Here is a 13,957-nt window from a genome sequence, read left to right on the forward strand (position 1 = left end):
TATCTTTCGACACAAGTACTTTATTCCCTGCCAAAGGAGTTGATTATTTATGTCTCAATTTAAATTACATAATCTCGATACTATTCGTCGAGTCTTACGCCTTATGTCATATTATTTTTATTCACGGAATACGTCTACCAAATTTGGAATTAATCCACGAACACATGATACTGCGCTAAAAGTCATTCGTAATATTTTTCCTCCAGAATTTCAAGTCGATAAACAAGAACAATTTATAAAAAAATTACAATATAATCCAGAATTTACGAATCGCTACAACACGTCTTTTAATTACTTACAAAAAATATTTCAATATAAAATACCAAAACCTGAAACGGTACTTGACTTTTTACTAATTCTATCTGCTTTCGACAAAGATCATAATGACTTCACTTTCATAGAGCTAAAAAAATTTCTCTGGGATCCAAGGCCTTACGAGCCTAATCATTACCCCCATTATAAAACTCCACTAGAATTAAAACGAATAAAAGATACATTAAACGAGCCTGCTTTACGTGTACGCATTGATCGTCTTGTCAGTATCGGTATACTACAAGAAAAAACAAATAATAATGGAGTGCGGATTTATCATTTACCACACTATCCTCTCCCTGACTTAACCGACGAAGATTTATTATCCTTACAAGATGCTTTAAAATTTTATCGCAATGTATGTATACTCAGTGCACCTGGTTATACATTGGTAGATAAAATACGAACCATTTTGCCATCCACTAAAGACTCAAATGACTATCCTATTGTATTTCAAAATAATAATGCTACGCGCATTTTAGATAATGCAATCCTATCTGATGCGATAAAAGCAATCAACCTACATGAGCTACTCCACTTCACTTATGATGGTGCTGAAGAAGATATAAAAGTAATTCCGCACCATATCATTAGTGAGCCTTTATATAATCGTGAATATATCATTGGTCAACGAGTAGACTATAACGACAAAACAGATACATTTAAAATTAACCCTGCAGAGCCTTTTAAAGTTCAAAAAATGAATCGCGTCTATGTTAAATCTATACCATTGCCATTAATTTCATATGTAACAGCCCACAAAAATACAGACTTTAACATATCCGGAACTCTGTATCCACTCAATAAACATGCTAGTCCAACACAAGAATTAGTATTCAAGCTAATTTTTGATCCTCTCTATAAAAAATCAGACTTAATTATGAAAATAAAGGAAGCTTGCCGTGGCCAAAGTCTCACCCTATTAGAAAGTTCCGATTCTTATCAAATATATAAACTCAAAAGCTTTGATTTATTAAAAATCCTTCCCAATCTTCGCATTTGTATGCCTCATATTAAATTACTAGAAACAAATACTTCAATTGCAAAAAAAATAACTGACGATTTACATAAAACACTTAATAATTACTTGTTAAACTCCGTTCCAAACACAATCTCTGATGTAACAAAAAATAAAGGTAATCCCCAAACCGCTTCTTCAAGAATAAAATCTGAAGATTCATCAACAAACTTAAAAGAAAGAGGTTATTGGAATACTATTTTTAATGAATTAAATAGCTCAATTATGTTTACACTCATGGAGTTAATTCGCCAAGTAGATAGTGGTGAAGATATAGATAAAGAGTCTATTATCAATACACTAGCCTCTATTACTAATGTTTCAACAGCTAAGAAATTTACAAATTTTTTCTTCCGTTTTGATTTACAAACGCCTCGCTCTATCTTACCTAATCCACTTCCCGATTTCTTATTCGGTGATGAAGCAGGCTTTCTTAAACAATTAGTTGAAGACTGTAATTTTAACTGGCTAATATCAGAGGACTTAAAAAAGGAGTTACAAACTGCATGCAAAGAATTTCAACTACTTATTAAAACTACTCACTATTCCACACTCCCACCGATAGAAACAGCATTGACTACTAGTAATCAAAATAATTTATTAACTACTATATTACAATCGTTTAAATTAAAAAATAATATCTCTATTCAACTAAAATCAGAAAACTTAATAGGTTTTTCAAGTATAAATAATAACCCCCTTGCATTACCAAAACAAATTGAAGTCTCACCTTGTCGGCTAGAGTATAATTTAGCTACTCACCAATACGCTTTACTTGTATATAACAAAGATCAGTATACATTTGCTGGTATACCATTATCTGCAATAGAAAAAATAACAATAAGTAATACCTCAGTGCCTATTAATCTAGATACTATTTTTGCTAATTACATAGAAAAAAATAGTCACACTATTACGTTTATTCTTCACGACTCCACAACTAGAAATACTTTTGATCGTTGCTTTGGCATTTTTAGCCCTCACTTAATCGATGCTAGTCAATTAAATATTACTCAAAATCAAGGAAGTGAGAACCCAAAATATAAATTAACTATCTCATTTTGTGCTTTTGACGAAATTCAAACTACCATGTTTGATAAACTCTTATCCTTAGGATCAGCAGTCGAAATTATCGAACCTATATCTTTAAGAAAACATATGATAGATATACTACAGAAAAGTCTTACTCTTTGTTCACGGATTTAGCCAGGCTACACATAAAATCTGCTCGTTGTACTTTAGCTAAATTATTGTAAATATATTCCCCTCATGAAATAATATAATACTGCGACTTTTTCATCGTTTCATCATTTGTCCAAATATCTTTTACTGACCCCCATCCTAAAGGTGCTATAAGTAATTTACATTTATCTGATGTTTTAGTTATTTTCAATAAATGTTGTTGTATTTTATGCATACTAAGAGAATCTTTATCACTGATAAAAACACTACCTTGCAAACGATGAGCAAAACTTTCTAAGAATTTAACAACTTCTCGACGAATTTTGTCTTCGGATACATCATAACAAATAATATATTGCATACAACACCTCCTCTTTTCTATAACATCATTTTTATCATAAAATTTTACCTTAATAGTACTAGTATTGTAGCATTATATTTTTATCGTTCTCACACATATTATTGTGAAACTTATTCCACGTCAAAAAAGTCAACCTCAACGCTACCAATATCTATACACAAGACAAAATATTACAGGTATTTTGTCTCAAAATCGATTTTATTATATAATATAATTAGAAAAAGGAGGTATTTCTATGATTAAAGAAAAATTGATTGAAATGATTAGCTCTTACTTCAAAGTTGATGAAAGTAAATTCATGTCTGTAGTAAATAATATTGAAGGTCTTAACATTAACAGTATTGACGATGTAAAAAGCCTTGATGCCGATCAATTACAAACACTGCTTGCCAGCCTAAAAGATGCGTATGGCGAAGTAAGCGGTAATGAAGATTTAAAAGCAGGCCTTAGTAACCTAGCTGGAAAATTTTTCAAATAAAAAGCTAATAAAATATATTAAAAACAATAATGCGACTGGAAAGTATTCATATATCTTCCAGTCGCATTATTTGCCTTTAAAGCTTTTACTTCTTATACTACTATTTTTTAATGAATTGTTATTTCCGCTTCATTTTATTGTTGGAAACATAGAATGCGCCTCGTCAAACCATAATATATAGAACACATTTCTATCAACAACACCAATTAAACGTTTACGAGCATCAATTCGTAAAGAAAATACTTTTTCATAATTTCTCATGTATCCTCGTTCAATAAAAACTTTTTGGTATTCTTTAGGCAAAAGCGTTCCCGATATAAAATGATTATTAGTACCGTTTCCCTTTGCCTTACCTCCCGATTGTGATTTTATTTCAAACCAAGTCATTGTCTCAAAACTTTTTAACTTTGCAATAATCGTATCTATAACAAATAATCCTTCCAATCGCCAACACTCATGACCCCTTTCAATTTTATCAAAGGACCAAGCAAATCGGCTGTTATCCAAATTAAAAGCTACATTAGGTAAATCTTTCTTTTTTGCATTCAAAAAGGCGCCTGACTGACGCCCTTTTTTATTCTTATTCCCCATTTAATTACCAGTTTTCTTGATAGTAATCTAACATAGATTCCTTAGTTATAATATTCGTACAAATAGCTCCTTCAGGACAATCTCCACGAGCTTCTAACCATGGCATTTCTCTATGTGTCATTTCACTTAATTCATAAGCTGGTAAATCTTTTAACGAATTTATTACTACATCAATTGTTTCTTTATTAGTACCTGTCAATCGGTCTAAATCAACATCATACTTCTTCAAAAAATTAGAATCATTTAACATAAACATACCTTTGTGGGCATCATACAAAGCTCTACATACTGGCCCTTTAGCCCAAGCTTCAAATTCATCACTAAACAAAGGTATATCATCCCATACTAGTGACATTGCTTGTGAATAAAATACTAGCTTTTGCAATTTCATAGCAGACATAGAACCAACACTATCTAATATATATTTTGCTACATCAAATACAGTTGCCATATCTGCACCTCCTTTATGCTAATACATTCTCTTTTTATTATACTTCATATCCTCATAAAAGTGTAGAAAAGTGTCTCTATAACTTTTCATTTCCATGATTAACACTAACTAAATCCGATAAATCGCAATATGTCTCTTATTTAAACAGCGCTTCCATATCTACTAGTCCTACTGGTGCTGGTGATACTAAGAACAAGCTTACTACAGCCAAGATGGTAACGGCAATAGCCGTATAAGAAAATGTACCGCGACGGCTAAATTCATAAATTCCAGCAAAACGCATGCCAATAGCTGCCCCTACTGCCGCTACAAGTGCAGGCATAGAGAAAATAAATTCGGTAGCAAAGATAGCCATAATCCCCATGAAGGCCGCCACAAAAGTAATCACAGGAATCATCACATCTTGTTTACTCGGGAAATTACGCCCTAAAGCCCGTGCGTAAAAAGAAGTATCTAAACCAAATAAACCTAAGAATACCGTCAAGAAATTCCAAAGTTGAGTCCATGTACCACGAAATGCATCACGATGTTTAGCTGCATACCATGCAAAACCAGTAAGCCCTAACATAACTAAACCAACCAAAATAAAGTAGTAATTAACTGGCATATATGGCACTGCAAATACACCAACTAAGCACCAAATTGTGGCTATAACGGCACTTAATAGCACTTGACTCAACGCAGGACGTTCACTTTGCGGTAATCGCTTGTACATATTCATCGCTAGTTCAGCAATAAAGCACAAAATAAAAAATGCAATAGCCGCTGGTGGTGCTACAAAGGCCAATATAACGGAACCTAACACAGGAATCGCTACACGCCAGCCTTTAAATAAAATAAGTTGCTTAACATTTAATCGAAAATCTTGCGTTTCAGACGTAAATCCATTATACACAGCAAAGGTAAGCATAAACGCTACTAGTTCTAAAGGCTTAGCCCCCCAATACAACAAAGTAGGGGCAATAATAAAGGATAAAGCTACCCCCGTAAAACGTGAAATGAGAGCCGCTACTAGACCCACTGTAAAAAACGGCAACAATGCAACAATAATATCCATCATACTCTCCATTCTACTACAAATACTAATTACAACGTGCTACTTTCTTGCCTTCTAGTATAGCGAATTATCCCCTTCCAATGCAAATTTTCTCCTAACTTGTTTTACGCGCCCCTTTATATCCCTGCCATTGATCAAGACGTTTTCTCACCGCGGAGTACGAACACCCCAATTCTTCAGCAATTTGTAGCGGGCTTTGCCCGTCCTGATAGCGCAAACATACTTCATACGTATTCAATTTTAACTGATTTCCATGCAAGTGAATGCCGGCTTCTTTTAATCGTTCTGCTACAGTAGCAGGCTTAATATTATATAATATGGCTAACTCCGTCGTCGTCATATGACGTTGTGTATATAAATAAACAAGTTCTTTTACATTTACATAAATTCGCTTGTTACTATGCCGAATTCGTACGCCAGCTTGCCTTAGTATGGTGAGTACTGTCCAACGTGAAATCTGTAATCGTCTAGCAATCCAAGAGGCACTTTGCCCATTGCTATAAAAAGAAATGATTTGTTGTTGCTTCCTTAACGATGGCGCTATATACGTTGACTGTTTAGATGCTAAGATACCTAAGTTACGTAAACGAGCCGCTACTGTAGTATGTGAACATTGATAGCGTTTAGCCAACTGCTTAACACCTAGCCCCTCTTTCAAGTAAAGATACGCCATCTCTTTCATGGGCAATTCTTTTCGTCTAGAATGAATCGGTATTGCATATTCATGAAGTCGCCGTACCACAGTATCTTGACTACAATGCAATTCTTTAGCAATGGACCACGTAGACATACCTTTTTCTAAATATAACTGCTTCAATAGTGGTCTTGGAATAACCACTTGTTGCCCCTTCCCCATATAGGTAAACCTCCTCATATATTCTATGTTGACTACCCCTAATCGCTACCACTACAAATTCTAATTACAACTACAGTTAGAGTTATTTCCTTAATTTAGAGTTATCCCCTTCATTTAGAATTATTTCCTTACACTTTGAGCTCACTGCCCATTATAAAAAGAAGCGCCCTAGGAATCAATAGTTTCACTCACACCAATAGAATGAGTTGCATACCAATAGTGGTAAATGTACTGCTAGTACATTTTTTGACGCTAATTTTGCGTATATCGATATTTTACGGTATACTAATAAATATATAAATTTTACCAAAGGAGCTGTTTATGTTTAACTTCAGTTTATTAAATATTGTCGCAGCCTTGCCTGCTATTATTATCGCTATGGCTATGCATGAATATGCCCATGCTAAAGTGGCCGATGTATTAGGCGACGATACACCCCGCCGTATGGGACGTCTTACTATGAACCCCTTTGCACATCTTGATTTTATTGGTATGTTAATGCTCTTACTCTTACATTTTGGGTGGGCAAAGCCTGTTATCATTAATCCAGCAAATTTTAAAAATAAAAAAAGAGATGATATGCTCGTTTCTTTAGCTGGCCCATTGGCTAATATTATCGTAGCTTTTATAGCGGCTTTCGTGCTATTTTTTGTGAATAATCACAATATTGACGTATCACAAGGTTTATATACAGTAATCTCCCTTATGGTTATTATTAATGTAAATTTTGCTATATTCAACTTAATCCCTATTCCACCACTCGATGGCGCTCATATTGTCTCCAACTTTCTATCGCCATCTTGGCAGATGAAATATTGGCAATGGCAACGATTTGGCTTCTTAGCCTTAATTCTCCTTGCCTATACGCCATTTTTAAGCATGGTACTCATCCCCGTACAGCAAAGTATCTTAAAACTATTTAGCCTAATTTTGCAATTTGTATAAGTAACCTTATTTTGCAACTTGTATAACTAGCTTTATTTTACAATTTATATAAAAGGAGTTATGTTATGACCGCATCAAAACGGCCTATTCATATTCAATTTGTTTGTCATGGTAATATTTGTCGTTCGACTATGGCGGAATTTGTGTTCAAGGATTTAGTAAACAAAGCGCAGCTAAACAAGAATTTCATCATCGATTCTACAGCTACTAGTCGCGAAGAAATTGGTAATGACACACATCCTGGCACTAAAACTAAATTACGTGCTCTCAATATTCCTTTTACTCCACGTAAAGCACGTCAAATTACTAAAGATGACTATAATTCAGCAGATTATATCATCATTATGGATGAAAATAATCGTCGTAATCTAGAGCGCCTACTTGGTCCTGATACTGATCACAAAATTCATAAAATGCTTTCCTTCATTGGTGAAATTCGTGATGTCAAAGATCCTTGGTACACTGGTAACTTTGATGAAACCTATGATGATATTGCCCCTAGCTGTAAGGCTTTATTGAAGCATCTGATTCTAAAATATAGCCTATAACATTGCCCTTAACGACTATAAAAAGCCCAAGGCTCACTATCAATAACTGATAACGCCTTGGGCTTTTACTATTTATCCTATCCCCCTACTATTTTATTTACGAGCCTCTGCCACAGCAGCCACGAATTTCTTAGCCGTTTCTGTAATTTCTGCCAATGTTTTACCACCACCAGTTAAAGCACCACCAGCACCAACAGCAACAGCACCGGCCTTAAACCATTCTGCTACATTGTCAATGCTAACACCACCTGTTGGCATCATTTGAGCTTGTGGCAATGGACCTTTGACAGCTTTAATAAATTTACTACCTACCACTTCACCAGGGAATACTTTTACAATATCGGCACCAAGTTCAAGAGCTTGAATTACCCCTTGAATTGTAGTTGTACCAGGCATGCAAGCCACACGATACCGATTACACAACTTGATAGTATTTTCATCAAATGCAGGCGATACGATAAAAGCGGCCCCATTTAAAATCGCCATCCGTGCTGTTTCTGCATCAAGTACCGTACCCGCGCCAATAACCACACTCGCATCCTCTTTATATTTTTCAGTTAATGTTAAAATGGCTTCATGTGCCCGCGGCGTTGTAAAGGCCACTTCAATGGCTGTTACACCACCAGCAATGCAGGCCTCTGAAATTTGCACGGCTTCTTCTGGCGTATTACCACGAATCACTGCCACTACACCAATTTTTTTTACGGTTTCAATAACTTGCAATTTATCCATATAGGTCCTCCCAATCGTATCTTTAGCTCTGTTTCCTACTCTATTATATACAGTTCAACGTCATTCGTCATCATGTTTCAATGCTTCTAATACAGTCAATACCACTAATTATTCACTTAATTTAGCACTGTTCTGATACGCGACTAACTGTTCTAGCGTCGGTAAGCCTTCATTATCGCTTTCGACTTGCACTTGTAATGCGCCAATCGCCGCTCCACGACGAACAGCTTCACTCCAACTAAGACCTTCTAAACGGCCACTAATTGTACCAACCGCAAATCCATCACCAGCGCCTACTGTATCCACAACGTTTTCAACAATATAGGCTGGTGCGTAAAAGGTTTCATCAGTCGTTTTTACATAAGCCCCTTTGGTGCCTAGTTTCACAATCACGGCTTTAGCCCCTTGTTTTAAATAGAAATCAGCAATCTCTTCTGGCGTTTCAAACCCAGTTAGAATTTTACCTTCCCCAAGGCCTGGTAATACAATATCTGCTAAAGACGCTAAATAGTTAATGTTTTTACGCATAACATCTTCAGATGGCCAAAGAGCCGGACGAAGATTGGTATCAAAGGACACTTGCACACCATGAGCCTTAGCCGCTTTCATCATCGCAATAGAGGTTTCACGACAAGTTTCAGATAAAGCCGGTGGAATACCCGTCACATGTAGATGATCATATGATTCCCATTGCACGGTGTCTACAACTGACGGTTCCATATAGGAAAACGCTGTAAAACGACGGAAATTAACTACTTCAGGATCCCCTTCCAATGTTTTTGCCTTAAGTTGCATGCCTGTACGATTTACATCATCCAAAGTCACATAGTCTGTACTAATATGTTGTTCTGCTAAAAAGTCTAAAATATGTTGCCCAAATGGATCATTGCCAACACGACTAATATAGGCTGTTTCATGACCTAAACGACTCATCCCCACAGCAAAATTAACTTCAGCCCCACATACATAGCGACGAAAGGTCGTGACATCTTTTAATGCTTTAGGTTCTGTAGCTACCATTAATCCCATTGGTTCACCAATTGTAAGAACACGTGCCATTTTTATTCCTCCTCAATATAGCAAGCAACACCCTGAGCCGACGGAGGCGCAAGGTGTGCTGCTAATGCGTTTACTTATATTACCCATTTACCACAATGCGAGCGGCCTTTGTTTTACCTTCATCGCTGAAATGTTTACACCAGAACGCAGTTACAATTGGTACTAAAATCGATGTAACCACTACGGCCGTCGCTACTAAAGCTGTAGCGGCTGGCGCAATGGGTGCAAAGGCGGGAATCATACCAGCAATGATAATAGGGTTAGTTACGGCAGCCCCAGCTGTACTAGAAGCAGCAAGACCTGCACCACCATTACCACCAGCTAAGAATTTATCCGCTAAGATAAGAGGAATACCAGTAATAATGATAACAGCAACCCCTAATAAAACACCTAATAAGCCAGTATGAACAACCATCATAAGGTCAATTGTATTACCTAAGGCAAAGCCAAAGAAGGGAATCATAAGCATAGTACCTTGGCTGAAGAATGTTTTACATTCTTTATCAAGGTTACCAAGAGCAAAGCCAATTAAGAATGGTAATACAGCGCCTACAAATAGATGTGGCTCAAAGGTAGCTGCCCCAGTTGTACCAAGAATCATCATGGTAACTAATGGGCCAGACTCGATGGACATCAAAACAAATGCCCCTGCATCTTCCTTGGAGCCATACTGTGCCATCAAGGAAGCATATAAACCACCATTAGTCATGTCCATAGCTGTAACGATAGCTAAGGTGGAGAGTCCTGCAAAAAATCCGGTTTCAATCATACCACTAGGCATAAACATAACACAAATATGCCCAACGATCCATGCTACTAAAATCTTTGTTACTACTAAGGTACCTGATTTTTTCAAAACAGTACCTGTTGCTTTTAAATCAATACTGGCACCCATACAGAAGAACCATACCGATAAAATAGGAACGGTGCCACTAATCAAACCATTTGTAAAAGAACCAAAGTATTTACCAGTTCCAGGTGCTAAGGTATGTAATAAAGCACCTAGTAGTAAAGGTACGAGCATAAGCCCGCCGGGAACACGTGATACTGCCTTCATGATATTCATGTCGATTTCCTCCAATTAAGGGCTAGGCCTCAACTAAGATAACCTAGCCGAATAGATTATGGTTGTTTACCAATGTACGCTAAGATACCGCCATCTACATACAATACATGACCATTAATAAAGTCTGATGCTTCAGAGGCTAAGAATACAGCTGGACCTTGTAAGTCTTCTGGTGTCCCCCAACGAGCGGCTGGCGTTTTAGCAATAATAAAACTATTGAATGGATGCCCTTCCGTACGAAGTGGTGCGGTCTGAGGCGTAGCAATATAGCCAGGGCCAATACCATTACATTGAATATTATATTCACCATATTCAGAGGCAATATTACGTGTTAACATTTTTAAGCCACCTTTAGCGGCTGCATAAGCAGACACTGTTTCACGGCCTAATTCACTCATCATGGAGCAAATGTTAATAATTTTACCATGACCTTTTTTAATCATGCCTGGAATAACAGCTTTGGCCATGATGAAAGGACCTACTAAGTCAATATCAACAACTTGACGGAATTCTTCAGCAGCCATTTCTACCATAGGGATACGTTTGATAATCCCCGCATTATTTACAAGAATATCTACGCCACCAAGTGTTTCCTCAATATCTTTAATCATAGGGATAATTTCTTCTTCTTTAGTTACGTCAGCCACATACCCTACTGCCTCAATGCCAACTGCTTTATAGTCAGCAACTGCTTTATCTCGAGTTTCTGCATCTAAACAGTTGAAAGCAATTTTAGCACCAGCTCCTGCTAACGCTTGTGCAATGGCAAAACCAATGCCGTATACAGCGCCTGTTACGAGTGCTACTTTTCCGTCCAAACGGAATTGTTCTAAGCCGTTCATGTCAAACCTCCTCTAAAATCTGTCCTTAAACCGATTACGAATTCTAAACTATAATCACTAATAAACCGAGCAAAATTCATATGTGTATCGATTTCGTAAATCGGTAAAAAAATATGTTTTGCTTATCTACGTTGATATGGAAAAATACCCATGATTATTTCATATCTGTAATAGCAATATGGTCCATATCATCAAACGCTTGGTTTTCACCACCCATAGCCCAAATGAACGTATAGTTGGATGTACCAGCACCAGCATGTAAGCTCCAAGAAGGACTAATGATAGCTTCTTCGTTATGCATTACAATGTGGCGTGTTTCTTGTGCTTCACCCATCATATGGAACACTACATTATCTTGTGGAACTTCAAAGTAGAAATAAATTTCCATACGGCGTTCATGCGTATGTGGTGGCATAGAATTCCATACGCTACCTGGTTTTAATTGCGTTAAGCCCATGGATAATTGGCAAGTTTCCAATACATCTGGATGAATGAACTGATTAATTACGCGATCATTCGCTGTTTCCATAGCACCCATTGGACGTTTATTCGCTTTAGCCATTGGAATAAAAGTTGTTTTATGGGATGTATGAGCTGGCGCCGATACCATGTAGAATTTAGCTGGTTTTGCTGGATCTACACTTTGGAAGGTAACTTCTTTAGTGCCTTTAGTAATGTACACACAGTCTGTATAGGTAAGATTAAATTCTTCACCATCAGCTACGATTTTACCATCGCCACCAACATTGAAAATACCAATTTCACGGCGTTCTAAGAAATACTGTACGCCAAAGGTATGCCAGATGTCCATGCCTTTTTCAAGATTAACTACTTCATTAACAGGCATACAACCAAGTGTTACCATACGGTCAACATGGCTATATACAGCCGTTACTTCATCAGCCTTAAAAATATCTTGAATCAAAAATTCGTTGCGCAACTCCTCAGTTGTATACCGTTTAATGTCGCGCGGGTTTACACTATAACGTGTATCCATGTGTGTCACTCCTTTTATATACTTTAAAATAAATACCTACTCTAGATTTGTAATAATTCTATTTAAGAGCCCGTAAAACGGGCTCATTATTACCTAATTTACAAGATTGCCTAGTCGCACTGCCTATATCACAATGATTGTCGTTCCACAATGGAACAGGGTAAAATGACTGTTTGTTGCTCTAACCTTGGCGTTTCTTCTTCACTTAAGGCTTCTTTAATTCGCCCCACTAACAAGCGAGCACATTCTTGTCCAATTTCATAGGTTGGCAATTCGACAACAGAAATGCCTGGTCCGATGACATCCATCCAAGTCCAGTTATCATAACTATACACGCCTAAGTCATCTGGAATTTGTAGTTCTTGTTGACGTGCTAACATGGCAATATCACTTAATACGACACCATTACCGGCAAATACAGCTAAGCGTTCATTGGCTGCTCTCGCTGCCTCTAATTGTGTTATGACGGTATTAGCAAGAATCGCTTTTGTTGTTTTATCATACTCTAGTGTTAAGGCCTTACGGCCTGTTTTCCCTTCGTATTGCTTTACAAACTCATCAAAACGAAGTCGTCGTATACCATTAGTCCCAACGCGCCGCGTAGCAAATAGAATTCGTTCATACCCTTTGCGAAGCAATAAATCTAAACTAGCGTCCGTAATATGTTGCGTATCCGAAGATACTAAATCACAATCACAACCTGGAACGGGCCGGTCAGCCAACACGATGGGCATAATCGAGCGATTGACTTCATTTAAATACTCTACTTCAGCCCCCGTCGCATTAATAACGACTCCATCTACACCTTGAGCAATCATAGACTGAATATAACGACGCTCTTTATAAGGATCATCAGCGGCATCAGCTAACAGAACCGTAAACCCATGTTCCTCACACCAATCGGCAATGCCCGAATATAAAATGGCTGAAAACGGACTTGAAATATCGGATACAATAACCCCAATCATATGACTTTGTTGTAACCGTAAACTCCGTGCCATCCTATTTGGCTTATATTCAATCTCCTTAATGACTTCACTAATTCGTTCGCGCGTGGCCGCTGACATATATTCATATTTACCATTAAGATATCTAGAAATCGTTGTCTTAGAAAAACCAGTACGCTCAGCAACATCGGCAATTGTTATTTTCCCCATCTAGCATCCTCCCTTCGTGTCTGCCCTATAAAAGGTTAAGCACTTAGACTATACCATACACGAACACAATTGCCTACATACCTAGACAAAATTACCTCTCTATACCAACATTCCATCATATAAAATATTGTGTATCGATTTACGAAATCGTTTTCGTAACTTCGTCACAATCATAATACAACAATACAATTGTTTTTACAACATATTTACTATGCATTATTCACATGAAATAATTTTATTTACTATTTTTTTATCCAAATTTTACAAAAAAATAGTCCAAATTCCTCGCTAGTATACGAAAGAAT

Annotated in this window: 15 protein-coding genes; 4 read left to right on the forward strand and 11 right to left on the reverse strand. The window is 36.9% G+C overall.

Annotated features, from left to right (window positions below):
• The first annotated feature begins 49 nt into the window (after positions 1-49).
• A complete protein-coding gene (locus DYE54_RS05195; RefSeq protein WP_115310240.1) occupies positions 50-2,536 on the forward strand; it encodes a WYL domain-containing protein in 2,487 nt (828 codons plus the stop codon).
• A gap of 61 nt (positions 2,537-2,597) precedes the next feature.
• Here the strand turns inward: DYE54_RS05195 and cas2 are convergent, their stop codons facing one another.
• Positions 2,598-2,873 carry a CRISPR-associated endonuclease Cas2 gene (gene cas2 / locus DYE54_RS05200; protein WP_115310241.1) on the reverse strand — a complete coding sequence of 92 codons (276 nt, stop codon included), beginning with the start codon at positions 2,871-2,873 and terminating at the stop codon, positions 2,598-2,600.
• A 235-nt stretch (positions 2,874-3,108) separates the two neighbouring features.
• Here cas2 and DYE54_RS05205 point away from each other — a divergent pair, with 235 nt between their 5' ends.
• A complete protein-coding gene (locus DYE54_RS05205; protein ID WP_115310242.1) occupies positions 3,109-3,351 on the forward strand; it encodes a hypothetical protein in 243 nt (80 codons plus the stop codon).
• Positions 3,352-3,480: 129 nt separating this feature from the next.
• On the opposite strand, the gene DYE54_RS05210 is transcribed toward DYE54_RS05205, so the two are convergent.
• From DYE54_RS05210 to DYE54_RS05225, 4 genes are all read right to left on the reverse strand, one after another.
• On the reverse strand, positions 3,481-3,942 hold the full coding sequence (locus DYE54_RS05210) for a hypothetical protein (protein WP_115310243.1): 462 nt from the start codon (positions 3,940-3,942) through the stop codon (positions 3,481-3,483).
• Positions 3,943-3,946: 4 nt separating this feature from the next.
• Positions 3,947-4,393 carry a Panacea domain-containing protein gene (locus DYE54_RS05215; protein ID WP_115310244.1) on the reverse strand — a complete coding sequence of 149 codons (447 nt, stop codon included), beginning with the start codon at positions 4,391-4,393 and terminating at the stop codon, positions 3,947-3,949.
• Between the two features lie 136 nt (positions 4,394-4,529).
• The gene (locus DYE54_RS05220) at positions 4,530-5,450 is read right to left on the reverse strand and encodes a hypothetical protein (RefSeq protein ID WP_245935693.1); all 921 of its coding nucleotides are present in this window, start codon (positions 5,448-5,450) and stop codon (positions 4,530-4,532) included.
• Between the two features lie 94 nt (positions 5,451-5,544).
• On the reverse strand, positions 5,545-6,306 hold the full coding sequence (locus DYE54_RS05225; RefSeq protein ID WP_115310246.1) for a helix-turn-helix domain-containing protein: 762 nt from the start codon (positions 6,304-6,306) through the stop codon (positions 5,545-5,547).
• A gap of 321 nt (positions 6,307-6,627) precedes the next feature.
• On the opposite strand from DYE54_RS05225, the gene DYE54_RS05230 reads away from it, so the two are divergent.
• A complete protein-coding gene (locus tag DYE54_RS05230) occupies positions 6,628-7,251 on the forward strand; it encodes a site-2 protease family protein (RefSeq protein WP_115310247.1) in 624 nt (207 codons plus the stop codon).
• A 65-nt stretch (positions 7,252-7,316) separates the two neighbouring features.
• Positions 7,317-7,799 carry a low molecular weight protein-tyrosine-phosphatase gene (locus DYE54_RS05235; RefSeq protein WP_115310248.1) on the forward strand — a complete coding sequence of 161 codons (483 nt, stop codon included), beginning with the start codon at positions 7,317-7,319 and terminating at the stop codon, positions 7,797-7,799.
• A 93-nt stretch (positions 7,800-7,892) separates the two neighbouring features.
• Here the strand turns inward: DYE54_RS05235 and DYE54_RS05240 are convergent, their stop codons facing one another.
• The 6 genes from DYE54_RS05240 to DYE54_RS05265 all read right to left on the reverse strand — a co-directional run bounded on the left by DYE54_RS05240 (position 7,893) and on the right by DYE54_RS05265 (position 13,652).
• On the reverse strand, positions 7,893-8,531 hold the full coding sequence (locus tag DYE54_RS05240) for a bifunctional 2-keto-4-hydroxyglutarate aldolase/2-keto-3-deoxy-6-phosphogluconate aldolase (protein WP_115310249.1): 639 nt from the start codon (positions 8,529-8,531) through the stop codon (positions 7,893-7,895).
• Positions 8,532-8,639: 108 nt separating this feature from the next.
• The gene (locus DYE54_RS05245; RefSeq protein ID WP_115310250.1) at positions 8,640-9,590 is read right to left on the reverse strand and encodes a sugar kinase; all 951 of its coding nucleotides are present in this window, start codon (positions 9,588-9,590) and stop codon (positions 8,640-8,642) included.
• Between the two features lie 79 nt (positions 9,591-9,669).
• On the reverse strand, positions 9,670-10,656 hold the full coding sequence (gene kdgT / locus DYE54_RS05250) for a 2-keto-3-deoxygluconate transporter (RefSeq protein WP_115310251.1): 987 nt from the start codon (positions 10,654-10,656) through the stop codon (positions 9,670-9,672).
• Between the two features lie 56 nt (positions 10,657-10,712).
• The gene (locus DYE54_RS05255; RefSeq protein ID WP_115310252.1) at positions 10,713-11,498 is read right to left on the reverse strand and encodes a gluconate 5-dehydrogenase; all 786 of its coding nucleotides are present in this window, start codon (positions 11,496-11,498) and stop codon (positions 10,713-10,715) included.
• Between the two features lie 154 nt (positions 11,499-11,652).
• The gene (gene kduI, locus DYE54_RS05260) at positions 11,653-12,495 is read right to left on the reverse strand and encodes a 5-dehydro-4-deoxy-D-glucuronate isomerase (protein ID WP_115310253.1); all 843 of its coding nucleotides are present in this window, start codon (positions 12,493-12,495) and stop codon (positions 11,653-11,655) included.
• A 128-nt stretch (positions 12,496-12,623) separates the two neighbouring features.
• Entirely contained in the window at positions 12,624-13,652 is a 1,029-nt protein-coding gene (locus DYE54_RS05265) for a LacI family DNA-binding transcriptional regulator (protein WP_115310254.1), read from the reverse strand.
• Between the last annotated feature and the right edge of the window lie 305 nt (positions 13,653-13,957).

The organism is Veillonella criceti (assembly GCF_900460315.1).
GTDB lineage: Bacteria > Bacillota > Negativicutes > Veillonellales > Veillonellaceae > Veillonella_A > Veillonella_A criceti.

Coding starts and splice junctions, on each gene's coding strand:
- DYE54_RS05195 (WP_115310240.1), top strand. CDS start 50: ATGTCTCAATTTAAATTACATAATCTCGATACTATTCGTCGAGTCTTA.
- cas2 (WP_115310241.1), bottom strand. CDS start 2,873: ATGCAATATATTATTTGTTATGATGTATCCGAAGACAAAATTCGTCGA.
- DYE54_RS05205 (WP_115310242.1), top strand. CDS start 3,109: ATGATTAAAGAAAAATTGATTGAAATGATTAGCTCTTACTTCAAAGTT.
- DYE54_RS05210 (WP_115310243.1), bottom strand. CDS start 3,942: ATGGGGAATAAGAATAAAAAAGGGCGTCAGTCAGGCGCCTTTTTGAAT.
- DYE54_RS05215 (WP_115310244.1), bottom strand. CDS start 4,393: ATGGCAACTGTATTTGATGTAGCAAAATATATATTAGATAGTGTTGGT.
- DYE54_RS05220 (WP_245935693.1), bottom strand. CDS start 5,450: ATGGATATTATTGTTGCATTGTTGCCGTTTTTTACAGTGGGTCTAGTA.
- DYE54_RS05225 (WP_115310246.1), bottom strand. CDS start 6,306: ATGGGGAAGGGGCAACAAGTGGTTATTCCAAGACCACTATTGAAGCAG.
- DYE54_RS05230 (WP_115310247.1), top strand. CDS start 6,628: ATGTTTAACTTCAGTTTATTAAATATTGTCGCAGCCTTGCCTGCTATT.
- DYE54_RS05235 (WP_115310248.1), top strand. CDS start 7,317: ATGACCGCATCAAAACGGCCTATTCATATTCAATTTGTTTGTCATGGT.
- DYE54_RS05240 (WP_115310249.1), bottom strand. CDS start 8,531: ATGGATAAATTGCAAGTTATTGAAACCGTAAAAAAAATTGGTGTAGTG.
- DYE54_RS05245 (WP_115310250.1), bottom strand. CDS start 9,590: ATGGCACGTGTTCTTACAATTGGTGAACCAATGGGATTAATGGTAGCT.
- kdgT (WP_115310251.1), bottom strand. CDS start 10,656: ATGAATATCATGAAGGCAGTATCACGTGTTCCCGGCGGGCTTATGCTC.
- DYE54_RS05255 (WP_115310252.1), bottom strand. CDS start 11,498: ATGAACGGCTTAGAACAATTCCGTTTGGACGGAAAAGTAGCACTCGTA.
- kduI (WP_115310253.1), bottom strand. CDS start 12,495: ATGGATACACGTTATAGTGTAAACCCGCGCGACATTAAACGGTATACA.
- DYE54_RS05265 (WP_115310254.1), bottom strand. CDS start 13,652: ATGGGGAAAATAACAATTGCCGATGTTGCTGAGCGTACTGGTTTTTCT.